This window comes from Paenibacillus terricola (assembly GCF_014779765.1).
GTDB lineage: Bacteria > Bacillota > Bacilli > Paenibacillales > Paenibacillaceae > Paenibacillus_T > Paenibacillus_T terricola.
Window position 1 is genome coordinate 568,036 of sequence record NZ_JACXZA010000004.1, and the last position, 25,652, is coordinate 593,687.

At 49.0% G+C, this 25,652-nt stretch carries 12 protein-coding genes; all 12 read left to right on the forward strand.

Annotated elements, in window-relative coordinates; all coding sequences use genetic code 11:
- The first annotated feature begins 5 nt into the window (after positions 1-5).
- The 12 genes from H8B09_RS18765 (at position 6) to H8B09_RS18820 (ending at position 25,634) form a co-directional block, all read left to right on the forward strand.
- Positions 6-2,174, forward strand: coding sequence for a DUF5693 family protein (locus tag H8B09_RS18765; protein WP_191205066.1), 2,169 nt, complete (start codon positions 6-8; stop codon positions 2,172-2,174).
- Positions 2,138-3,268, forward strand: a complete 1,131-nt coding sequence (gene csaB, locus H8B09_RS18770) for a polysaccharide pyruvyl transferase CsaB (protein ID WP_191205067.1) — start codon at positions 2,138-2,140, stop codon at positions 3,266-3,268. Before H8B09_RS18765 ends, csaB begins: the two co-directional genes overlap by 37 nt.
- A gap of 23 nt (positions 3,269-3,291) precedes the next feature.
- On the forward strand, positions 3,292-4,086 hold the full coding sequence (locus H8B09_RS18775; RefSeq protein ID WP_191205068.1) for a WecB/TagA/CpsF family glycosyltransferase: 795 nt from the start codon (positions 3,292-3,294) through the stop codon (positions 4,084-4,086).
- A 111-nt stretch (positions 4,087-4,197) separates the two neighbouring features.
- Complete coding sequence (locus H8B09_RS18780; RefSeq protein WP_191205180.1) at positions 4,198-5,328, forward strand: glycosyltransferase family 4 protein; 1,131 nt, start codon at positions 4,198-4,200, stop codon at positions 5,326-5,328.
- A 185-nt stretch (positions 5,329-5,513) separates the two neighbouring features.
- Complete coding sequence (locus H8B09_RS31055; protein WP_191205069.1) at positions 5,514-9,665, forward strand: S-layer homology domain-containing protein; 4,152 nt, start codon at positions 5,514-5,516, stop codon at positions 9,663-9,665.
- Between the two features lie 567 nt (positions 9,666-10,232).
- Positions 10,233-13,019, forward strand: coding sequence for an S-layer homology domain-containing protein (locus tag H8B09_RS18790; RefSeq protein WP_191205070.1), 2,787 nt, complete (start codon positions 10,233-10,235; stop codon positions 13,017-13,019).
- A gap of 243 nt (positions 13,020-13,262) precedes the next feature.
- A complete protein-coding gene (locus tag H8B09_RS18795; protein ID WP_191205071.1) occupies positions 13,263-15,770 on the forward strand; it encodes a hypothetical protein in 2,508 nt (835 codons plus the stop codon).
- Between the two features lie 62 nt (positions 15,771-15,832).
- Entirely contained in the window at positions 15,833-16,387 is a 555-nt protein-coding gene (locus H8B09_RS18800; protein ID WP_191205072.1) for a hypothetical protein, read from the forward strand.
- Between the two features lie 201 nt (positions 16,388-16,588).
- The gene (locus tag H8B09_RS18805; protein ID WP_191205073.1) at positions 16,589-16,879 is read left to right on the forward strand and encodes an alpha/beta-type small acid-soluble spore protein; all 291 of its coding nucleotides are present in this window, start codon (positions 16,589-16,591) and stop codon (positions 16,877-16,879) included.
- 144 nt (positions 16,880-17,023) lie between these two features.
- On the forward strand, positions 17,024-18,226 hold the full coding sequence (gene metK / locus H8B09_RS18810) for a methionine adenosyltransferase (RefSeq protein WP_191205074.1): 1,203 nt from the start codon (positions 17,024-17,026) through the stop codon (positions 18,224-18,226).
- Between the two features lie 127 nt (positions 18,227-18,353).
- Entirely contained in the window at positions 18,354-22,712 is a 4,359-nt protein-coding gene (locus H8B09_RS18815) for an Ig-like domain-containing protein (protein WP_191205075.1), read from the forward strand.
- 192 nt (positions 22,713-22,904) lie between these two features.
- A complete protein-coding gene (locus tag H8B09_RS18820) occupies positions 22,905-25,634 on the forward strand; it encodes a stalk domain-containing protein (RefSeq protein ID WP_191205076.1) in 2,730 nt (909 codons plus the stop codon).
- Positions 25,635-25,652 lie beyond the last annotated feature (18 nt).

A 25,652-nucleotide genomic window follows, 5' to 3' on the forward strand; every position in this document is an offset into this window, starting at 1 on the left:
CATCAGTGCTTCAATGGCAGCTTTGGAATCGTAAGTTTAGAGCCGTGCTCTGGACGCTTACCCTTATCGGCGTAATCGCTGCATTGCCGCTTGGCATGCAGCGGTGGCAGATGGAGGGAACGTCTAAGCAGATCGAATATGTAATGAATTATAGAGATATCGAGCTGGTCGCTTCGTATCAATATAATCCGTCAGCATTCATTGATAAACAATTGCAGCAAATGAAAGAAGCTGGCGTGACGACGATGGCCGTCTTCGAGACGACGCTGGACGATCTGGTTACTGCGAAGCGACTGACCGTCTATAATCAGTCTCAGCTCGCTTTGCTTCAAGGCAAAGCGGCTAACCTGGGATTGAATGAAACGTACGTCCTATTCGCAGGAAATGAAGAAGCACAGGTATTGAAGCCGCTTATCACTGCTTCCTTTGAACGCGCAGGCATCAGTGTTGCGCCGTGGGCAATGGATGGCCGTACGGGACTTCAAATCAGTGCACCGATCGAAACAGCATCGCTCATCTCGATGAACCCAGACCCGCTTGCCATGGATCGTATCCATGCAGCTGGTTTCCGTATTCTTCCTCGCATCTCGGATCGGATACTTCCTTACAACGAGGATGAGGCGCGAGCGCAGCTGCAGCAGTTCAAGAGCTACGGCGTAGACCGTATCCTGTTCGATGGCTCCGCGGTGAAAGGGTTCACCGACAATGCAGAACTGCACAGCTTGAACTCGTTCGCGAATCTTCTTAAAGAAGAGGGCATTGGTATTGCGGCGATAGAGGGGCTGAAAGCGCCGCAGAGCGGATTTAATACGCTTGCTTATTTGACGGACTATAATGTCGTAAGGCTGCATTCGATTGCGAGCACACTATCGACTACGATTTCGCCAGAGACGCTGAAAGACCGGTTCTTGCTCGCTGCTAAAGATCGTAACATTCGCATGTTCTATCTCAATGCCGGTGCAAGCCGAAGCCTGGATAAGGGCGGCGTCGTAGATCCGCTGGACAAGCTTGCTTCTGCGCTTCAAGGTCCGGATGGCGCCATCCAGAAGCTTAAAGACTTCGGATTCCCTCCTGGTCCAGCAGAACCATTCGATGTGAAGACAGCTAGCTGGGCGAAAGCGGCCAAAGCCATTGTATGTCTTGGCGCTGTCAGCCTGATCGCGCTGCTGATTGGCGCATTCGCTAACTGGCTTACGATTCCGGCATTCCTTCTTGGCCTTGTTGGCAGCGGAGGGCTGTATGTCCTGTCCAAGCAGACGCTTGAACAGGGGTTGGCGTTGGGCGCTGCGATCAGCGCTCCGACGCTATCGCTGATCTGGGTGCTAAACGTCATCCGCAGACGGACGGAAGGGACCCGTCGCAATGTAGGCGGCGACTGGGGCTCCAATAACCGTCCGCAATCGAATGCTCCAACGGGCAATCGTGGAGAGAATGGCAAGTGGACTTCGCTGCTTGGCGATGTGTTTGCAGTAGGTCGCATCAAATGGATTTTCACTGGTTTGCCAGCGGGGCAGCGCTTCGGCAATGCGATTACACTCTTTGTCTTCGCTAGCTTGATCTCGATGCTAGGCATTCCCTTCGTATTCGGCTTGTTGAACAACATTACGTACAGTTTGCTGCTGGAGCAATTCCGCGGGGTCAGCCTGCTGCACCTCGCGCCGATTTTCCTCGTAGCGCTGTATCTGTTCCTGTATATGGGCTCTTCGGTGCTTGAGAATCTTCGCAAGCTGTTGTCGATCCAGATCACTGTATTTTGGATTATCGCAGCTGCGATATTGGGCATAGTTGGTTTGTATTATTTGTCGAGAACGGGCAATGAAGGACAAGCTTCTTCGCTAGAGATGATGATGCGCAATACGCTGGAAACGACATTTGGCGTTCGCCCGCGGTTTAAAGAGTTTGCACTTGCGCACCCACTTCTGCTGCTCGGATTGTTCTTATCGCTTCGTTATCGCGCAGCATGGGTATTGGTAGTTGTAGGCTCCATTGGCCAATTGTCGATGGTGGATACATTTGCTCATATTCATACGCCGTTGCAAATTTCGTTGATTCGCGATCTGCTCGGCCTCTGCATCGGAGCAGCTATTGGCTGCGTACTCATCGCAGTGTGGCAGCTTGGGGAAGGGGTATGGCGCAGATGGGTAAGACCAGCAATCGTCAAGTCCGTCGGGTAATCGTTTCTGGATACTATGGTTTCAATAACAGCGGCGATGAGGCGGTTCTGAAGTCGATTCTGAATGCGCTGCATGCGGAAGGCGAAGCGCAGGGCGTTACATTCGAGCCTGTTGTGCTCTCTGCCGATCCAGCATGGACTACGAAGATGTACGGTTGTGAGGCAGTTCCACGGATGAGCCCATCCGTACTGCTTCGCGAGATCCGTCGCTGCGATGGACTTATCAGCGGCGGCGGCAGCCTTCTGCAGGATGCGACAGGATGGAAGACGATTCCGTATTATACGGGCGTTCTTACGCTGGCGCAGATGCTCGGCAAACCGACTTTTATTTATTCGCAAGGCGTTGGTCCAGTCAATCGCGGATGGTTGTTCGCACCTATTCGCCGCGTCATGAACAAGAGCAAATATGTATCTGTTCGTGACGCGGAATCAGCAGCGCTGCTCGGTCGAATTGGCGTCGCTCAAGAGCGGATCGAGGTCGTTCCTGACCCGGTAATGGGATTGCCGCTTCCGGAAGGCGCTGACCTGTCATTAGCGGCTGCAGCTAATGATATGCCGATCATCGGTGTATCCTTACGCCATTGGCGCAAGGATGGCGCGGATCTGGAGCGTGCGGCTGCTGCGCTTGCGGCATTGGCATCCCGCCGCGCCGTTCGTTTCCGCTTCCTGCCGTTCCATACGCCTGACGATGCTGTTACATCGCAGGTCGTCATGGATCGGCTGAAGGCGATTGGCATTGGCAGCAGTGTTGCAGAGCTTGCAGCGCCAAGCGATGATCCGCAGCAGATGCTGCTGGAAGTCAGCCGCTGCGACATGATGTTCGGCATGCGTCTGCATGCGCTGATCTACGCTGCCAATCAGCGGATTCCGCTGATCGGTTTGTCTTACGATCCGAAGATCGATCAGTTCCTTAATCGATTGGGGCTAACCGCAGTCGGAACGACCGAACAGCTCGATCCGGAGCAGTTCGCTTCCGGCGCAGATGCGCTGCTTAACGATCTGGACGGGTGGCGCACACGGCACGGAGAAGCAATTGATCGGTTGAAGCGCGAGGCGCAGCGTCCGGCACAGCAAATTGCAGCGCTGCTGAGTTAAATTACGAAAAGGTGAACGACGCAATGACGACGACTGTAACGAACAATATAGAGACAGCACATTCACTGAAACAGATTCCGACCGTATCGATTTATGGTCTGCCATTCAGCAAAATGGGCATGGACGAGACGATCGCGACGCTGACTAGTGCAATTGACAACCGCAAGACGATGCATGTCATTACGGCAAATCCGATAATGATCATGTCAGCGCTGGAAGATTCGTCTTATTACAGCATGATGCGTACGGCCGAGCTCATCGTACCGGATGGAACTGGCGTTGTATGGGCCGCAGGCTATGTAGGTCAGCCTGTGGCGGAACGTGTGCCGGGCTTTGATATTTTGCACCGCCTGATGGCGCTGGGCGAGTCCAGAGGATGGGGCGTATACCTGCTTGGCACCGATCAGCAGACGATTGATCAAGCGGCGGCGAATTTGAAGCAGCAATATCCGGGCACACGCATTGTTGGCGTTCGAAATGGCTATTTCGGACCCGAGCAGGATGCGGAGGTTGTGGCCGAAATTCAAAAAGCCAAACCGGACATTTTGTTCGTGGCACGTTCGGCAACGACGCAAGAGCCCTGGATTGCACGTTATAAGGCGGAGCTTGGCGTCCCTGTCATTATGGGTGTTGGAGGCAGCTTTGACATCATTGCAGGCAAGCTGAAACGGGCGCCGAAGCTGTTCCAGAAACTGCGGTTAGAATGGTTCTACCGCCTTCTGCAAGAGCCTTATCGGTATAAGAGAATGCTCGTTTTGCCTAAATTTGTGATCAAAGTTGTTCGAGAGAAAGAAAAGGTGACAAAAGCACGTCCTTAGTCGTCCAAAACTCGTGAAAATCGGTTATTTCGGCAAAAAACGAGGATGGCGAAAGTTTTTCACGCGGAGTATAATCAATGCGGTAGAAAATAAGAGGAGTTGGGTACACCTGTGGGTATTCTCTACGGCATCTCATTTGCAATCGCTTTGATCCTTGCGCTCATAATGACACCATTAGTCAAGCGGTTTGCGTTTGCTGTTGGTGCCATTGACAAACCGAATTACCGCAAAGTGCATACACGAATAATGCCGCGTCTAGGCGGGCTAGCTATTTATATTGCGTTTGTCGGCGCTGTTCTGATCGCATTGCCTTTCGTTCCGGAAGGCACGCTTCGTCACTATGACCTTAATATGATCCGGGCTATCCTAGTCGGTGGATCGATTATCGTCATCGTTGGCGGCCTTGACGATCGCTTCGAGTTATCGGCTAAAGTGAAGCTTCTCGGGCAAATCGCTGCAGCCTGCGTCGTTGTCTTCGGCTTCGGCGTTAAGATCGATCTGCTGAACATTCCGTTCGGCGATGCGATGCAGCCGATTGCTTCTTGGGTAAGCATTCCGCTGACGATCTTCTGGATCGTAGGGGTTACGAATGCGATTAACCTTATCGACGGATTGGATGGTCTGGCAGCTGGCGTGTCCGGCATCGCCATTGCAACGATTCTGACGATGGCTGCGATTATGGGCTTCGTGCCAGTCATTCTGCTCTGCACGATTTTGCTCGGCGGCGTTATAGGCTTCCTGGTTTATAACTTCCACCCGGCGAAGATCTTCATGGGGGACTCTGGCGCCTTGTTCCTAGGCTTCTGCCTAGCAACGCTGTCCATGCTTGGCTTCAAGCAGGTAACGATCGTCTCGTTCGTAACGCCGTTGCTCATTATCGGCGTACCGCTGTCGGACACGTTCTTCGCGATCATTCGCCGCTGGCGCAGCAAGAAGCCGATCTTTGCTCCGGACAAAGGACATCTTCACCATTGCCTTCAAGAGCTTGGCTTCGGCCATCGCAACACGGTATTGATCATTTGGGGGATTGCGGCATTCTTCGGCGGCTGTGCAATCCTGCAGTCGACGCTCACGCAATCGCACGCCGCGAACTGGATTACTTTCGTCGTCATCTGCGTTCTGACCTTCTGCTTGCAGATTGGAGCCGAACTGATCGGGATTGTCGACAAATCGAAACGTCCAATATTGGACCTGTTGTTACGTAATCGTCTGAAGACACATGCAGAATCGCGTTCGAAGTAACCATTATTAGCAATCATTCATGCTCCGACCTCCTCAAGAGATCGGGGCTTTTTTATTGTTTGGTACAGAACGCTCAGATTAGAAATGAACGAATTGGTCGTTCAGCCTAAACTTTTCAGCGCGCCCCTCCGATACATTTAAGTACATGTATCTAGCGAGACTTGAGGTAATGGAGGAGGCTTATTGTGGTTAAGAAATGTAGTATTTGGTTCGTTGTACTGTCGCTCTTGATCGGCATGCTGCAGCTGACCGGAAGCGAGCGCGTCATCGCCGCGACTTCGGGCAACTTTGCTTTTCCTAGTGAGTTCGATCAGCCTGATAAAGCAAGAATCACGTCGAGCGGAATGGTGACGATCAATGGTACGATCAATGGCGTAAACCCGTCGACCATCTCCTACAGCGTGTATCAGATCGTCGACTATGACGTAAAAGATCCTTCGAAAGAGAAAACCGGCTCCCAACGTGAAGGCTTGACGAGCGGCGTTTATTTGAATGGCAGTTCGATTCAAGTGTTCAACGTTCAGTTGTTCTCCGGTCTTAACAAGATCACGTTCCAAGGTACGAAGGGCGGCGGACTTGTCGAGAACTCGATCTATATCGACTATCATGATGGTCCTACGCTGTACGATCTGCAAGCATCCTTATACGGCAATAACTTCCCGATGAACGAGAATAGCACAACGGTCGTTCACTCGACCGCTACCAAGGGCAAATCCCAAACGGACATTTCGATTACCGGTAAAGCGCCTAACGCACAGAGCGTAACGGTCGAAGTGAATGGCAGCAGCCGTACGTTCAGCGTGAACAGCACGAACGGCTATACATTCGTTGCATCGCCGGTCAACGTCCTCAAAGGCAAGAACCTTGTCAAAATCAAAGTAAGCAACGGTACTCAAACCATCGAGACGACGCGTGAGGTTGCCTTCTACAATGGTGCGGTAACGTTCTACGATATGACGCTTTCGGATGATAAAGGCAATAGTGCTTCGCTTGAATATAATCCGAATTTAATTACTTCTAAGTCTGGCTTGGAGATTACCGGTAAAGTTATCGTGCCGAACTATTATGGCAAGAAAACTTCGGATCCGGCGAATGTACCTCATCCGGATCCAAAGCTTGAATTGGATTCGCTGAAAGCGGAATTATACGAAGTTGGTGTAACGGCAGCGAAAGAAACTTTCGATAATGCAAAGATTACTTCTGCGGCTGTTCAACCTTATAGCGATACAGATGCTTTCTTCGTCTATGAGTTCTCCTTCGCTGTCGACGGCGCAAACGGCGGTAACAACTTAGCGTACAACAAACGATACAATGTGCGCATTCAAGCGAATAATGAACAAAACATTGCGAATGGCACGACCCCAACGGTTGAAGGCAACAGTGCACTGTACTTCACGCTGCTTGACGCGAATACGCCATTCATTGAGCAAGTGAACTATTTGCCGGGATATCAGCCGAACAATTACCTGGGCCTAACAGGTGACCCGTTGGATGGCAAGAGCCTGTATGGCATGCCAATCGGTATCGAGGTTCTAGTCGGCAACCCAGGAAATCTTGATTCTTCGAAGAGTACAGGCGACTTCCTGAATACCGGGCTTGGAATCGAGAACATTACGAATGCAGCCGGCAAATCTTCTAACGCCTATAAGATTAAGGTGTTGAGCCAGTCGGATGAACTGCTATCGATCAACGGCAAGACGGGCACTTATCGCCGTATTATTATGGAAGTGACCAAGCTGCCGTTCGAAGGCAAGCAGACGATCAGATTCCAAGCGCTAAGCTCAACGAGCGACCCGACCAAGCCGGCGACCTATAATTCCTACGATGTTACGGTTACGATGCTGTTCGGACCGTATGTAAGTTATACGAAGCTGTTCGATTCGATGATTGTTAAGAACGACACAACATCACCGACCGCTGCCACAGATATAATAAAGACAGAGCTTGGCCTGTTCGCAGGTACAATTCAGAACGTGAACAATACGGAAGAAATTCGTTATGTTCCGCAGAAGACCAATGGCAAAATAACGGGCGCACAATCGATTTACTTCTATGTGAATAACGTTGCGTTCCCACTTATGCCGCAGGATTCGGCAGACGTTCATGACACAGACTTTGTGCTTGATAGCACCGTAAAGCTTGATGATGTGTTTGCGGTCATGTTCAACGGCGAGAACACGATTCGATTCGTATTCCAAGGTACGCAGACCTTCTACGAGCGCTCGGTCAAGCTGAATATCGTTCCGACTAACCTGCCGGTCATTCCAGTAGAGGGTTCGGCAGGGGTGTTCCCATTCACGTACGCGCCGACGATTAACGATGCTGATATCATCCCGACGCCTAACGATCCGAACTTCCCGATGTCCGGGTCGATTTATACGACGTCTAAGTCGAAGATGAATATTTTCGGTACGTTCGACTTTATCGATTTGGGTAAACTAGCTAACGATGGCAGCATCTCGGGCAGTATGCCGGCGAATCCAGAAGACTACATTCTCAAAATTAAGAGCTCATCCTCGGATAAAGAATATACATGGGATCTAACCATGCCATTCTCTGTTTATAGCAGTGAAGATCCGACGGTTAAATCGATTTACGATCCCAAAAAAGTAGGAATCTCAGGCTTGCTCGTTGTACGCTATGACATTGCGAAACAGACGTTCTCCTTCATTCTGAAGGATCAGGATCTGAACAGCGATGGCAGCTCCAGCGTGTATAACTTCTTCGTTTATAACAGCGGCATATACGGTCCTAAGGCCAGCTACCGGATGGAAGTTGACCCGACTGCGCTGCCATATGATATTGTACGTCCGATTCTGCCAGCCAAGAGCATTGTGAATCAAAACTTCGTTGAAGTTATCATCAACGCAAAAGGTGCTCAAACGGTTGTCATCAACAAAGAGAATGCCGTGAAGACGCAGTTTGATGCTGACTACGACGGCACGATTGATTATTACGATGCTTATCGCGCAACGATTACTGACCTGAAGGTCGGTAAGAATACGATCAAGTTCACGATTACGAGCGCTAATGATAAAACGACTGGTTCGATCGATATTACGTACGCACCTACGAATATCCCAGGCGCTCAATTCATGAAAACAATGGCTGCATCTCAGAAGGTATTCGACGGGGCGCTGTCGCTGACGTTCCCGAAAGGCACAACGCTCATCCGTCGCGACTATAACGTGCCGGCAGAGTTCAAGAACCAAGTCTTTACGAACCACAAGGTGTTGTATTCGATCGCAAACTCTGAGGACGGCGTTGTTGACCGCCATGAATTCGATGGATGGCCGGCCGACTTTGACAAAGTGATCACGTCCAACGGTGAACAGTTCAAGTTCTCGTTCCCATCGCGCTTCTCGAAAGCTTCGCCAGTTTACTGGATCGATGCTGGTCTGGCCGATGATACGACGACCAAGGCAACTTATGATCCGCTTACTAATGGCGTTGAGCCTTATCAATTCCCGAACAGCGGAGTTCCTTCGTATAACGATCGCGCGAGCGATCGTGAATTGATTGCTTCGAAGTCAGGCCAACTGACGTTGTCGTTCGACAAGAATATGAAGGATGCGATCGGAACGCTCATAACGGTGTACCGTTATGACAATCAGAATAAGTACTGGGAGAATGTCGGCGGTGTCGTAGATAACAAGAAGAATACGATCACCGTTCCATTCACGAAGTTTGGCTATTATGTAGTTGGTAAGATGGTTTACTCGTTCAGCGATATTACGGGTCATCCATACGCACGTAACTACATGGAGGCGATCTTCTCCAAAGGTATTTCTAATCCGGTAGGCTATGATGATTTCGGTGCTGATATGTATACGACGCGCGGCGAGTTCGCCCGCATGATCGTCAAGGCACTTGATCTTCCGCTTAATTACGAGATGGGCAACCCGTCGTTCGACGATGTGCCGGTCATCGTCAATGCAGATGCGATCTGGGATTACCGTTACATTGAGACGGCAGCTCGCGCGGGTATTATCCGCGGTACGCAGCCTCGTACTTTCGATCCAAGCGGCAACCTGACTCGCGAAGAAGCGGCTGTTATTCTGGCAAGGGCGCTTGAATTGAAGCTGGATACAGATCCAACGAAGATCAGCAAGGCGTTGGAGAAACAATTCAAGGATCACGGCGATATCAACTACTATGCGAAAGCGTCGGTATCTGCCATTGCTAAGAAGGGCTACATTGTAGGCGCTCCTGTCGATCCGAAGGATCCGAAGAAAGGCAATGTTTTCGAGCCGCGTTCGAATCTGCTTCGCTCCGACGCAGCGATTATCGTAGGCAAAATGCTCATTGATTTGAAGAAACTTCCGAAGTTGAACTAAATAGGCGAGACGAGGCGGTGCTTGCTATGATGCAAGCGCCGCTCTTATATTGTCGACCAGCTGATAGATTTCGACACGAACCGATTCATAGATTCTTGGTAAAACTTTAGCATCGACGTTATTCGTCCTTACAAGCTATACTTAAGAAGTTCCTGAGAGGGAACGAATGTCTAGAACAAAAAGAATTAACCAAAGGAAGAAAAAGTTTTAGCTATACCGCAACTTTTCATTTCCTGCTGCGTCTAACGATAAGAACGAAGAAACACAAGCTACTTAATTCTCTGATAGAAGCGATACTTATTCTTATCGACCTCTTTACGCTACAGGTAGTCTACTGTATAATGTTATAGTGGCCTAGCTTCTCTACCAGAATTTTCTTCATGTGTTTACAAGTTTCTGCGACATGTTTTTACATAATGGGTTTAACATGATTGCAGACATCATTTATATCCAATTACTGCTCAACTCTGGAAAGGGGGTGAATCGGCGATGAGGGAAACGAGCAATTCACTATCCACTCAACACTCTCAACAACCGAAGCAATTTAGAGGAGGAGAAAAAAAGGTTATGAAGAAAAGTTTGTCTCTGCTCGTAGCTATCACCATGGTGTTCTCGATGTTCGCATCGGTAGCATTCGCGGCTGATAAAGCGGCACCAACACAAAATGATAAATTCAACGCACTGAAAGATCTCGGTATTTTCACTGGTTTCCCAAATGGTGACGCAGGTCTTGACCAAAACATGACTCGCGCACAATTTGCTAAAGTTCTCGCATTGGGCCTTAACCTGGATGAGAACGCAGCAGCTTCTAAGTACAGCGACGTATCCGCTTCGCACTGGGCTAAGCCATTCATCGGTGCTGTAACGGCTGCTGAACTGATGCAAGGTAAAGGCAACAACAAATTCGATCCTAACGGCAACGTAACGATCGAAGAACTCGCTAAAACGCTTGTTCTGGGTCTCGGCCTTGAAGAGGTTGAAGGCGCAACTGTTACAGGCGCAAGCGCTTGGGCAGCAGGTTATGTGCAAGCAGCACTTGATGCAAAAATCATTCCTACTTTCACGAACTACAAAGCAGCTGCAACGCGCGGTCAACTTGTTGACGCTATCTACGAAGTTGTAGGCGGCGAAGTAGTAACAGTTAAATCCGCAGTAGCAACTGATGCTAAAACGGTAGAAGTAACGTTCTCCGATGACAAAAAAGTAACGAAAACGCTTGACACGGCTCTTGAGATCGGTAAAGCGACTAAAGTATCCGTTGAGTACAACGGCAAAACGTATGAAGTTGAAGTGACGCTCGAAGGTCTGAAAGTAGCAAAAGCTACGCAAACAGGCGCTAAGAAAATCACGCTCGAATTCAACAAAGCAGTAACGAAAGATCTGGCGATCGAAGTTAAATACCTGTCGACGACAGTTGCAGTAACGAAAACTTTCGCAGAAAACCTGAAATCGGTTGTTCTCGAAGCTGGTTACCTGCCTGCAGGCGACCTCACAATCAAAGCTGGCGATGCTGAAGCTGTAACGGTTAAAGCTGAAGCAGAAAAAGCAACGAAAGTAAGCATCACGACTGAATCCCTGCAAAAAGCTGATGGCCAAGATCTGGGCATCAAGAAGTTTAACCAATTCGGCGAAGAAACTTCCGTTGGTCAAACAGTAAACAAAAACGTTTACAACTCCACGCAAGGTAAAGACCTGGTAACGGGTGGCTTTACGACTAGCGTAGCATCGAGCAAAGTAAACCTTTCGACTGATGCTGCTGCTAAAGTAGACGACACGATCATCGTTTCTGCATACACGAACGATGGCCTGAGCGATACTAAATCGTTCAAAGTAACGGCTGCAAGCTCGGCAACGAAGATTGAACTGTCCGCTGTTCAACCTAAGAAAGACAAAACGCGTATCACGGTTGGTGAAACAGGTCTGGTTCTTCCAGTTAAACTGACTGACCAATTCGGTAAAGAACTGAAACTGGCTGCTGGTACTGCAACTGTAGCTAACGGTCAAGTTAAACTGAGCGGTATCACGTTCCTCGTGGGCGGCGACGGCGCAGTTGATAACTTCACTGTAGACAGCAACAATGTAGTAACGGTTGATGCAACAAAAGCTGGTAACGTTATTCTTTCCGCAAGCAACCCAGCAACGGGCGCTTACAGCACGACTACGTTCAAAGTAGAAGCTGCATCAGCTTTGAAAGAACTGAAACTGCAAAACCCTGTTGGAATGGCTGTAGTTGGTGAAGATGTTGTAATTCCTTTCACAGCACTTGATTCGTTCGGTGGTACGATCGCAGGTAAAGACGTTGATCTGTCGAAAGTGCAACTGCTCACGACGCAAACGGTTGCTGCTAAATATCCAAAAATCAATGCTAAAGGCGAACTCGTTCTGAACTTCACGACGAACGGCACTGCAACGATCCAAGCGGTAATCGGCGGTGTTATCACGTCGACGATCTCCTTCGACGTTCTGGCTAAAGCAAAGATTGAATCGGTTCAAGGTCTGAAAGACGTAGCTACGACGCTGGAAAGCGGCGCGAGTGTAGATCTTGCAGCTAAACAAATCAAAGTTGTTGACAACTATGGTCGCGTTAAAACGATCGACGAAATCAGCGCACTGAACCCTACGTTCAGCGTGGGCGTTGTTAGCGGTGACTTCACTTACGCTAATGGCAAACTGACTGCAACGGCTGGTAAAAACGGTACAGGTAAAATCCAAATTACGTACAACGATGCTGACCATGTAGGTGCAGCAAACGCACTGAAATCGTCCGAAATCGTTGTAACTTCGGTTAAAACGAGCGACATCAAATCGTACGAAATCAAATCGGTTGGTACGGTTTATGGTAACAAAGACAACAAATTGGGTGACAAATACTCGAAAACAATTGAGCTGAACGGTAAAACGGAAGGCGGCACAGTTGTTGCTCTGGTATCCCCTGCACCTGCATTCGTAACGAGTTCCGATGAGTCTGTACTGGCTGTAAATTCGGCTGCTGCAAACGTATCGGGTCTGAAAGCTGGCAAGTCCACGATCGCAGCTTACCTGAACGGTAACAAAGTAGCAGAAACTGAAGTAACGGTTTCTGATGCTACTCCAGTTGCAACGACAGTTAAGCTCGACAAATCGGAATACTCCGTATTCGTACTTGCTGCAAACGGTAGCCAAACGGCAACTGTTTCTGTAGAAGTTAAAGACCAATATGGTGTGGTTATTACGCCAAATGGCTTCCTTACTTCTAAAGACGACACGGTTTCGATCAGTGGTCTTACTGTAACAGCTGTTAAAAAAGGTACGGCTACAATCACTTATGTAACGTCGAACGGTGCTTCGGCAACGGCTACGGTACTCGTAGAGTAGTCTATCCAAAACAGGTAGAAGCTTAAGCTTCTACCTGTTTTTTTTGTGTTTAAAGTTTCGAGTATTTCTTAAATCTTAACCTTGCATTAGTTAACATCAAATCTCATGTGTAGTAAAAGTGAAAAATTATTCATGTAAAGTTCATAAATGGAAGTTATAATGAGAAGGGAGATATTTCGAATTTAGAGAAACTATCTGTAAGCTTTTTACGTCTATTTGATAAACCGATTAGGAGGAATATCATTGAAGAAGAAATGGATTAAGAGAAGCACAACTAGTATCGCTGTGGCTGCATTGATGTTAGGCGCTGCTCCAGTATGGACAGAACAGGCAGTAGTAAATGCAGCAGTATCTGAGAAAACTCTAAGCTCACAGGTGGTTAATTTAAGTGCCAAGTCTACGATTTCAGTTCGCAGCGCACAATTCCTTATGCAGGATAAAGGAAAAGTGTTAGCGTTTACCGTCAATATTACGAATAATGAGAATAAAACAATTGATCTTGGTGACTACACGCTGCGCGTGAAAACAAAAGACGGTAAATCGTTCAAGGTGAATGTAGCGAGCGCCAATAAAGATACAACGTCAATTACAGCGAATACAAGTCAGTACATAACCTATTACGCAACTGTTGATAATGGTACCAAGCTTTCCGACCTTCAATTTGAAGTCGTGAAATGGGACTTCGATGCTCCGAATTATGAGAGAAAGCTTGGAACCATTAAAGCGGCAAGCAATGAGAGCAATCAGGTTGCACCATTCGCGGCGAAGACAATGAATGTGAATAATGCGAGTCTTCGCTCAGCAATCAAAGGTGCGTTTATTACGAAAGATCAGACAAGCGCTTATCTAACGATTAATTATTTGTTCGAAAATACAGGGCTTCAAACGATTGATTTGTCCAAATATAGCTTTTACATTCAAACGCCTAGTTATTCTGTTTATAAAGTAAGCGCATCGGAGCTCTCGCAGCTAACATTGCAGCCTAATGAGAGAAAAATTTCGACAATGACGGTTAAGCTCCCATTAACAGTAGCAGGCAAGAAGCTTTCCCTCGTAGTAGCGACGACGGACGATGCGAACAAGGTCGACCTTCCAGCAGGCGAGTTTCTGCTTCCAGCGTTGGCAGCTGCGCCAATAACGGCTGTTGGTCAGAGCAGAAACGTATTCCTCTCCGGCCAGTCGGTCAAAACGACATTAGGGAAAGCATCGTTGGATGATTCGGGCGCTACCGAGAAGGGCATTTCGATTGACTACACGTTGTTGAACCAAGGGACCGACTCGATTAAGCTGCCAGACCTTGAAGTGTATCTGAAGACGAAGCAAAACGTAAATTATCCGCTTACGTTCACGAAGGATGACACCAAGCTGCTGCCAGGCATTGAGAAAACATTGACGCTGACGGGCAGCATTCCAACAACTGTTAAAGTAGAAGACGCAGAAATCGTCGTCAGAACGGTTGGAACAGATAAAGATCTAGGCTATGTAATCGGCTCTTACAAGACGACTTCAACAATTCAACAAGGCAGTCTTGGAAGCACATTCGCCATGGGAGATTATCGTGTGTCCCTGAACGCTATACAGAGATCGCCGCTTGAAGATGTGGATATGCTCGTAGCTGATATAAGCATTACCAATACGACTTCTGTATCGAAGAAGATCCCAGTCCTTAGCGGTTATTTCCTCGTTAACGGCGTTAAGATTGAGAATGCATATAACGTAGTAGGTCTAGACGATTCGATTACGATCGCGCCAGGCCAGTCCTACAATATGATCGTTTATACACAAATTCCTTATACGGCGGTCGTCAGCAACATTGCTTTCGTGGCAACCGAGCCTGTGACGGATAAGACATCGAAGGTGCTTTATCAATTCACAAGCCAGAACCTGAGCACGATTCCGGTCATCAGCAAGGATAAAGCTTATGAGATTAATAGTACAGGCAAAAAAGCTTCCATTCAGCTTACGCGCAATGCGATCTTCAAAGGTACGGCGAATAACCAGTTCTACGCGGAATTCGTTATTCAGAACAAAGAAAGTCGTCTAGCCGCAGTGAGCAATCTTGGCGGATATCTACTTGATCTGAATGGACAAGTCGTACCAATAACGTTCGCAACGATGAAGAATAAAGTGCTTCCGAACGGCAAAGTGCTGTTGTCCGCGTATGCGACACTTCCGAACGGATTTGACGAAGGGCACTATGATCTCTATTTGGGTCAAGCCATATCGAAAGCAGCTGGAACCGGTGAGACGGCTGCACAAAACGCAATTGCCAAAATTGTATCCTATCGTCTGAATGGCGAGAAACCGGCAGCAATCAAAACCGATTTCCAGCATATTAAGATTGCCGGATTTGATATTTCGTTTAACAACATCCGTGCAAGTCTCAGATCAAGTGGAGGCTTTGCAGTTGACGGCATGAACTTGAACTTGGATTATTCGCTTGCTAGAGAGACAGAGTACGACTACGTTGCAGGCGACCACAAGCTGGTTATTGAATTTGTGAACAACGATAACCAAAAGCTGACTTTCAAGAAATCGTACAGTTTTACAGCAACAGAAGGATCGCAAAACGAGATTCTGAAAGAAGGCAAGGATCTCGCATTGTTAACTTCCTTCGACGAGAATTCGATTCAAGCGAAAATCACAGACTATAAAAAATATACAATTAACGTATATGACGAGTTCCAAGGCAACCAATTGCTGATTGCGAGCAGCAATTTCGATTGGTTCCCAACTAAATCATCACAATAGGAGTAGCCTCCACCCTCGTAATCTAGTATCCTAGAGACACGAGAAGGAGGAATGAACTGGATATGAAACAAACAGGAAGAAAGCTGATATTGGCGGCTGTCCTTCTCGGAGGCGGAGCGCTAATCGGGGCACAATTCACGGACAAGGCCAGTGGTGATGGAGTAACCGTCACGCCTGGTTCCATAGACGATCCGGTCGTTACGAAGAGTTATGTGGATCAGAAGTTGGGAAGCCAGAGCGGCGGTATGACAGCTGATGAGGTTCAACAATTGCTGGATCAGAATAAGCAGGAATTGACGAAGCAGCTGACCCAACAAATCACAGAGCAGCTAAGTGCTAACAGTAATGAAGTCGTCGTTGTCAGTGTGCCATCAGGCAAGACACTTATTGCAAAGGACGGAGCTGAATTCGTTGTACGTGCAGGCAAGGCTGTTGCTTACAGCAACGATGCCAACGGCATTTCGGATCTAACAGATGGCAAAGATATTACGAGCGGTAAATCCGTTCCTAATAATCATCTCATTCTGTTCCCTCGCGGCGGAAGAGGCGTTCAGCCTGATCCGAAGCAGAAGAATGGTCTGACTGTACTCGTTCGCGGTCAATATCAACTGCAATAATATTTTGTCACCATAGTAGGAAAAAGATGTACATAAGGCGGTCTCCCCTCGGAGGCCGTCTTTGTGTATTTGTTCACACTATGCAATGCCACCTAATTCTTCCCTTGCTGACAAAAGGTTATACGCTTCAAAAGGGCTCGAAGCGAGCACGATAATAGCACGTTCCTAACTATCCATTATGACTTCGGAGGTGCTCTAATTATGGGTCGTTCTCGCTCTAATCGTAAGGTTGTTCCGGAATGTCGTGAGGCCCTCAATCAAATGAAATATGAGATTGCCGCTGAGCTCGGACTTGTTCAGCCATCAGGATTTGCAGGCGATGCTGATACCGAATTCGCCGGCGAGTTCGGAATGATGGGAGCTGCTACAAGCGGCAGCGTCCCATGGTCACAGCTGGAAACTCGCCAAGCAGGTGCCGTAGGTGGTGCAATTACGCGCAGGCTTGTACAGCAGGCAGAGGCTGTCCTGAATGGAAACGGGTCATTCCATTGACACACCATATTCGATCGCGTATCATAATATGTTAGAAGTGTTGTAACTAACAACCTTTTCCTACCGGAAAAGGTTCATTTTTTGTGTATGGGCATAACGCAATTATTGCGCATAATAAAGTAAAGGTTTTAGGAGGTTGATGAGATGTCGTTGAAAGGTAAACATCTGTTTACTTCGGAATCTGTAACAGAAGGTCATCCGGATAAGATCTGCGACCAGATCTCTGATGCAGTACTAGACGCATTCCTTGAAGCGGATCCGAACGCGCGTGTAGCGTGCGAAGTGTCGGTAGCGACGGGGCTCGTGCTTGTCATTGGCGAAATTAGCAGCCGAGCAGACTACATTGATATTCCAGCCATTGTGCGTCGCACGATCAAAGAAATTGGCTATACCCGTGCCAAATACGGCTTTGATTCGAGCACTTGCGCTGTTCTTACTTCGTTGAATGAGCAGTCGGCTGATATCGCGCAAGGCGTTAACGCTGCTCTCGAATCTCGTGACGGTAAAGACGTTCAGCAAGAGAATGAAGATATCGGAGCAGGCGACCAAGGCCTTATGTTCGGCTTTGCTACGAATGAAACGCCTGAACTGATGCCGCTTCCTATCGCGTTGTCGCACCGTATCGCACGTCGTCTGTCCGAAGTTCGCAAGAACGGTCAACTCGACTATCTGCGTCCGGACGGTAAAACGCAGGTTACGATCGAGTACCAAGACGGCAAGCCTGTTCGCGTCGACACGATCGTCGTATCCACGCAGCATGCAGAAGAAATTACGCTGGAGCAAATTCAGAAAGATATCCGTGAGCATGTCATTGCACCGGTTGTTCCAACGGAATGGCTGGATGAGCAAACGAAATACTTCATCAACCCTACGGGTCGTTTCGTCATTGGCGGACCACAAGGTGATGCGGGTCTGACGGGACGCAAAATTATTGTCGATACTTACGGCGGATATGCTCGCCATGGCGGCGGCGCTTTCTCGGGCAAAGACCCAACGAAGGTTGACCGTTCGGCAGCATACGCAGCACGCTATGTTGCGAAGAACATCGTAGCTGCTGGTCTCGCTGACAAATGTGAAATCCAACTGGCATACGCAATCGGCGTAGCGCAGCCAGTATCGATTAACGTCGATACTTATGGTACGGGCAAAGTGAGCGAAGAGAAGCTGGTTGAAGTCATCAAAGCAAACTTCGACCTTCGTCCTGCAGGCATTATCAAAATGCTGGATCTTCGCCGTCCGATCTATGGCAAGACAGCGGCATACGGCCACTTCGGCCGTACGGATATCGACCTTCCATGGGAACGTGTCGACAAAGCCGAACTGCTCAAAGCTGGCGCACTCGCTTAAGCTGCTCTAGTGATCCAATATGAACCGAATCGCAAATTGCGATTCGGTTTTTTCGTGTGCAACCTAAACTTTCCCACGACTTGAACCGACAAAATAGGTACGACTGTCTTGCTGGGGAGAGGATATTTTGAAACATTATCGGAGAAGCATAAGCTTCATTATTGCCGCAGTTCTTATGCTGCAGCTAGGAATGCCTGACTGGACAGGTTTGTCTGGTCAAGTAGAGGCTGCGACGACAACGCCAGTCATTGTAGGCACATATCCTGCCAACGGCGCTACTAACGTTCCAGGCAATGCTAATTTAAAGATTACTTTCGATGAACCAGTAATTAAGGGATCTTCATCTGCCTATATTCATGTCCGTAGAGTAGATACGAACGAGGAAATCAATACGATTGCAGCGTCCTCGTCTTACGTCTCGCTTAACGCGACTGGGTATGTGGCGACGATTGGACTACCTACTAATCTGACTGCCGGCTTAGCTTATTATGTACGGATTGATCAAGGCGCTTTCGTTAATGTATCGAATGGAGCGAACTTCGATGGATTGAGCGACGCTACGGCATGGCGTTTCGAAGTAGGAGCAGCGGACACGACAGCGCCCTACGCGACTGTCTATTCACCGGCTCTGAGCGCAACGAACGTTGTACCTACAACGCCTTTGACCATTACGTTCAATGAGCCCGTCTATGCCTCCACCGGCTATATTACAATTACAAGAACGGGCGGAGATACGCAGAGCATTGATGTCGGCTCAGCATCGGTTACTGGTAGCGGGACTAGCATAATCACGGTTATACCTGATCTGCGTCTGCAATCCTCCAGCGATTATTCAGTGAGCGTACCGGCTGGCGCGTTCAAAGATAGCGCGGGCAACAATTACGCTGGTATTTCAAACTGGAATTTCAGTACGGCAAAGCCGCCTATGACTGTGAAATATACGCCTTCGAATTATGCAATGGGGATAAACACAACGGATGATTTAGTAATGACCGTAACGAATTTCTCCTCACTGACTAAAGGATCCGGCAACATCACCATTAAACGAATTGGGGACAATTCGCAATTTCAACAAATTGACGTAAATTCAAGTGCAGTCTCGATTAATCAAAATGTCATTACGATTCGTCATTCTTCTTTTGAATCGAACAAAAGCTATTATGTGCTGGTCGATGCAGGAGCATTCCTGTCCGGCAGTACGGTGTATCAAGGCATCAATAACGCATCAGAATGGACATTCTCCACCACTTCAGGAGTTGATACAACAGCACCTAAAGTGACAGCGTTAACCCCTGTCACGAACGGGGCCGTATCGGTAGCATCCGCAAGTCTTGTGATGACATTCGATGAGCCGGTCTATCCGAGCGGCGGCAGCATCGTGATCAAGAATAGCAGCACGAATGCTGTCTTCCAGACAATTATGCTGACTTCCTCGAACGTAAAGGGCGGGGGAACGAATACGATAACGATCGACCATAATCCATTCATTACGAATACCTCGTATTATGTGGAAATCGGTTCGCAGGCGTTCCGTGATCTTGCGGGCAATTATTATGTCGGCATGACAGCGAGTACGGATTGGTCATTCCGCGTGACGACGGATTCTGTTCCGCCAGTCATTGCATCGCTGGCACCCGTTAACGGAGCAGACAATGTGCCGATTGATTCCAAGCTGTCCATTACGTTTAATGAGTCTATCCAGCTGCTGAAAAGCACAGGAAGTGCTGTCATTCGTCGGAGCGGTTCGACCACAGGTGCGATAAATGCGACATTGTCGCTCGATTCAACGGATTCGAAGAAACTGATTCTTACACCGCAATCGAGTATGACAGCTTCGGCAACCTATTATGTTGAACTGGCAGAAGGCGCAATAGCCGATCTGGCGGGCAATCGATTCGCAGGCATTCAGAACGAAGTGCAGTGGAAGTTCGGCACGGTTGGTTCGGACCGCACTGCGCCAATATTCAGCAACGCTGTTATGTCTGGCTCTTCGACCATAGTACTGACCTATAACGAAAACCTTGATACGACATCGGTGCCATCAACGGGCAACTATTATGTGACGGTCAATGATGAGCCGCGAGGCGTCATTCAGGTACAGGTTTCGGGTAACACCGTCACATTGACGTTGGCAAGCGGCGTTATTTACGGACAGACCGTGAGACTGACGTATTCCAAAGGCACTCGTCCTATTCAGGACTTGTCGGCTAACACAGCATCAAGTATGTCCAACGTGAACGTCACGAATACGATTAATACGACACTGCCTAAGCCTATAAGCGGATCCGTTAGCGGAAATGTAATTATGCTGACGTTCAATCAGGAATTGGCAACACTCAATAGTTATGCTTACACGCAGTTTAATGTCAAATTTAATGGATACTCGGTTTCCATTGCAGGCATCGAGAAGGCGGGGGCAGTATTGTTGATTCGTTTAGGATCTACAATATCATCGGATTCCGCGGTATCGGTCAGTTATACGCAAGGTTCATATCCGGTGTATGACAACAACGGCAACGCGCTGCAGACGTTTGGCGATTTCTATGTGACGAATAGCCTTGATACTACCGCTCCTGTTCTGCAATCGATATCGGCAAGCGGTTCGACTTTGATCCTCACTTACAACGAAGGATTGAATACTTCGTATTTGCCAGGAAAATCATCGTACTCGGTTCTCGGCAATGGAATATCGAGGACGATCAATGCGGTTGAAATCTCGAATAATCAAGTCATTCTGACGCTGACAAGCTCACTGGCAGGTATAGGGAATATTCTTGTTACGTATGTGCCAAGCACATCGGCGCTGCGAGATTTGAACGGTAACCTTGCCAGCGGTTTCAGCGGCATTCAAGCTGTTTCTACCGGCAATTCAAGTGTGGCTTCCGCCATTGTGAATGGCACGACACTGACATTGCAGTTCAATCAGACGTTGCATTCATCCTATGTACCGAAGACGAATCAATTCACCGTTAGAACAGCAGGTTTAACAACGCCTGTCGCCAATGTACAAGTATCCGGAAGCAGCGTGACGCTTACGCTGTATACGGCGATCGTAGCGAACAATACGGTAACCGTCAGCTATTCATCGGATTCAGGCGGATTGCGGAACACATCCGGCGTATTAGTATCTTCCTTTAGCGACATCAATGTATTTAACCAGACATCGTCGGGATCAACGGGCGGCGGCAGCGGCGGTGGCGGCGGAGGAACGTTCGATGCAACGCCAGACGGAGCGATCGTCCTGCAGCCAGGTCATTATACGACTGGCTCGTCGATGTCACCAGGCAGTCAACTGGCGAACCAGTACACGGTCCTTGAGGAGAGCTTGAACAATGCCTACAAGGCAGCACGCTCGATTAGCACGTCGAACCCGCGGGTACAGCTGAATATTGGTGATTCCGAGAAAGCAGGGCTTGCTTCCATTCCGCTGCAGGCGCTGGAGAACGCCAAGAACTCAGGCGGCACGCCAACCTTCATCGTAAAGTATGGTGATATCACGTATGAAATCCCATGCAACGCGCTGGACTATGCACAAATTGCGAAAACGCTGAATGTCGGGGGCACAACGGGTTACTTGCAAGTTAAGATCGACAAGAATGCACCAAGCTTGTCCTACACGCTTACAAGTGCAATTAACCGTGCCGGTGCGATTACTTATGTTAGCCCGGTACGCTTTGAACTTGACGTCACAGCAGGCGGCGTGGTGAAAGAGTGGACGGATCTCACGCAGTATGTGACAAGAAGCTTCACAACGACGGCGGCGGTAACGGGACGCCAGGCGGCAGTTGTGTGGGTAGACCCGGCAACAAACGTTCTCTCCTACTTGCCGACGAAGGTAACGACAGAGGGGAACAGCTATAAAGTATCCTTCATGAGCAAAGGAAACAACAGCTACGCAGTCGTGAAGGGGAATGTGACTTACAGCGATACAAGCTCGCATTGGGCGAATACGAATATTATGCTGATGGCGAACAAGTATATCGTTGAAGGACGCAGTACGTCGAAATTTGAGCCAAGCAAGCCGATTACGCGTGGCGAATTCGCGATGTTCATCGCTCGCGGGCTTGGACTCTCCGGCGATAAGAATGCTGCTGCAGCATTCTCCGACTTGAAGACGAATACAGCGCTTGCCGCTTATGTCGGCGCTGCATCGAAGGCGGGCATTGTCCAAGGCAACTCGGATGGAACCTTCAAGCCGAACAACTTTATTACAAGACAGGAAGCGGCTGCGATGTTGAACCGTGCGGCATCGGTAGCAGGCAGCAATGTTACGCTGCCTCAGACAGCGACAGCTTACCTGCAGCGGTTCAAGGATAAGAAGCAGATTGGGCAATGGGCGCAGCAGGATGTTGCTAAGTCGGTCTATACAGGCTTTATTACTGGAACGACCTCGACAACATTCGCCCCGCTATCGAACACAACGCGTGCGGAAGCAACCATTATGATTCAACGGCTGTTAACGTACGTCGGGTTTCTTCAGTCTTAATTAATCGTGAAGAACGTCCTCCACAGGATCGATAGATGATCCTTGGGAGGACGTTTTATTTTGGAGACAAGTTGATAGAGGATTTTTCATATGACTGCACCGTTAATAGAGTTATTCTATCGGCTGTAACTTTTCTACCGTATCGTAGTCTATACTTAATAGACTTTACGGATGGGAGAGTTGCGTAAAAACATGGTTGTGAACAACAAGAACCTTCAGATGATATCATCGCGAAGCGTATCGAAGCTTGTCATATTGGCGCTAGGGGGCGTACTGCTGCTGCAGCCGCTCCAGTCGGGCGCCGTCATTTATGCAGAAACGGTTCAGACGCAGACGACAGCTACTTCGGCAGCAGTTGAGATAAAGACGGCAAATGCAAAGCTGACGCAGCAGAAGCAGGAAATGATCGCTTCAGGCGTGAAGCGGGTTGATTATGTATGGTCACCCCTCACAGGTACTGGGACAGTCAACATTCATGTAGTCGAAATTGATTTGACGAACCCTTATGTGCAATTAAATGCAATCAGCGGCAAGAACAACACGGTTGCTAGTTTGAATAACGTATTGAACATGGCGAAGGAAACGGGCGCAGTCGCAGCGATTAACGCCGACGTGTTCCAGACAAGCAGCTCCTCGGAAGGCTCGCCAATGGGACCGCAGATCACGAGCGGCAAGCTCATGTCGGGGCCGATGGCGCTTCAGGGCATGTATGCGTTCAGCGTATCGAAGGACAAGGTGCCATCGATTGATCTCTACGGATTCGACGGCATCGTAACGGCTGCAGACGGTACAACATTCCCTATCGCGGGGATGAATGAATCGGCCTATACGACAGAGCCGGACAAACAGTCAAGCCATAAGAACTCTATTTATTTATATACGGATTCGTGGGCTGCATCGAGCCATCCGAAGGACAGCAGCACAACGCCAACCGAGGTGCTGGTATCTGGCGGCATCGTACAGCAAATCTCGGATGGGACGACGCTCACTGTAACGCCGCCTGCAGACGGTTATATTTTGCGTGCGCATGGCACGGCAGCGAAGTTTGTGCGAGAGCATCTGACGGTCGGTTCGAATGTGACATCCGATTATAATCTTGTCTCGAAGACGACGGGCGCTAAAGTGGACGCTTCTTCGATGCAAATGATGGTCGGCGGACATACGATTCTCGTCGATCAAGGCAAGGCCGCAACGTTCTCACGTGATATTACAGGTGTGAGCGGTGCTAGTAACGTATATCGTACGGCAGTCGGCTATACGAAGGACGCGAATAAGGTACTGCTGTTCACAGCGGAAGGGACGTCCACACGCAATGGCATGTCGCTGAAGGAACTGCAAGAAGCGATGGTCGGACTTGGCGTATGGAAAGGCGTCAATCTCGATGGCGGCGGTTCGACGACGATGGTGGAACGTCCGCTCGGCGAGTTTGCGCTGAAAGTAACGCATCCAACGACCGGCGGTACATATCTGCGTCCAGTGGCTAACGGAATCGGCGTATACAGCACGGCGCCGCAGGGCTCGCTGAAAGGGCTGGTAGCCAGCGGACCAAGCACGATGTTTATCGGACAGACGGCGACTTTCGGACTTAAAGCATATGACAGCTACTACAACCCGGTTGATGCGAGTACGCTGCAGCAGCAGTGGAAAACGAATGGGTCTATCGGAATGTTCGCAGGAAACACGTTCACAGCGCTGAAGAGCGGATCGGGATCGATCCAAGTTGCGTCCGCGGGCATTACGGGCGAATACCCGGTTTCAGTAATTGGCGCGGATCAGATTGCATCCATGTCTATTGACGCATCGGCTGCAGGACTCGCTGCTGGGACCAATATAACAGCAAACGTAAAAATTACGACAAAAGACGGACTTAATTTGACAGTTCCTCCCGAATCGATTAAGTGGGAATTCAAAGGATTCAAGGCAACGACGAATGGTAATGCCATTACGATTACCAGCGTGAATGATAGCGCGGAAGCAGGATATGCAATCGCACGCTATGACGGCTATCCAGTCATGCTCACGCTGACGAAGGGCTCCGCTCCTGTTATGTGGGAGTCGTTCGAGAAAGTCGGTTACGGTATCACATTCCAAGGAACGGAAGGTGCGGCTGGCAAGGTTGCGATTGTATCGGGACTTCAAGGAAAAGAAGCATCGAATGCGCTTCAGCTAACGTATGACTTTACGAGCGGCATTGGCAACGGGAAGACGCTTGCAGCATACGCCGTGCTGAACGGCAATGGCAAAGAGGTAAGCGGTTCGCCTACCGGCATGCAACTCGATGTTTATGGCGACCAAAGCTTCAACTGGCTGCGGATGGAAGTGAAGGATGGAGCGGGTAAGCTCCAGTATGTCGATCTGGCAAAGTCGATTGACTGGACAGGCTGGAAGACGCTGACGGTTGACCTCTCTTCATACGGCTTAACAGGGCCAATAACGATCAAACGGATGTATGTGGCTAACATTGCGCAGGACCAGGATGAGCGTGCTGCCGCTGGGGCGATCGCCTTTGACGATATGAAGATGCTCTATCCGCCGGTCGTGTCTGATTTAACGCGCCCTGCGATCAAGCTGACGATCAATAAGAAGACCGCAACGGTCAACGGAGCAGATGTTAAGCTGGATACTGCACCAATCGTGTTGAGCGGCGTTACGTACCTTCCGCTTCGTTTCATTGCAGATGCTATGGGAGCAGAAGTTGCATGGGATCAAACAAGCAAGAAAGTAACCGTTATTCGGGGAGACAAGCTGCTGGAGCTCCAGATCGGCAACGCTGATCTTATTGCAGGCGGCATTAGACAACCAGCGCCTGCGGCGCCATTGGTACGTGATGGTCGTACGCTTGTACCGCTCCGATTGATCTCCGAGCAACTGGGATTGCTAGTGAACTGGGACGGGTCAGCGAAGACCGTTACAGTGAAGTAAAAAGATCCGCTGTTTACC

What these genes read in the sequence shown, in the direction of transcription:
- H8B09_RS18775 (WP_191205068.1), top strand. Translation starts at nt 3,292, where the DNA reads ATGACGACGACTGTAACGAACAATATAGAGACAGCACATTCACTGAAA.
- csaB (WP_191205067.1), top strand. Translation starts at nt 2,138, where the DNA reads ATGGGTAAGACCAGCAATCGTCAAGTCCGTCGGGTAATCGTTTCTGGA.
- H8B09_RS18805 (WP_191205073.1), top strand. Translation starts at nt 16,589, where the DNA reads ATGGGTCGTTCTCGCTCTAATCGTAAGGTTGTTCCGGAATGTCGTGAG.
- H8B09_RS18800 (WP_191205072.1), top strand. Translation starts at nt 15,833, where the DNA reads ATGAAACAAACAGGAAGAAAGCTGATATTGGCGGCTGTCCTTCTCGGA.
- metK (WP_191205074.1), top strand. Translation starts at nt 17,024, where the DNA reads ATGTCGTTGAAAGGTAAACATCTGTTTACTTCGGAATCTGTAACAGAA.
- H8B09_RS18820 (WP_191205076.1), top strand. Translation starts at nt 22,905, where the DNA reads ATGGTTGTGAACAACAAGAACCTTCAGATGATATCATCGCGAAGCGTA.
- H8B09_RS18790 (WP_191205070.1), top strand. Translation starts at nt 10,233, where the DNA reads ATGAAGAAAAGTTTGTCTCTGCTCGTAGCTATCACCATGGTGTTCTCG.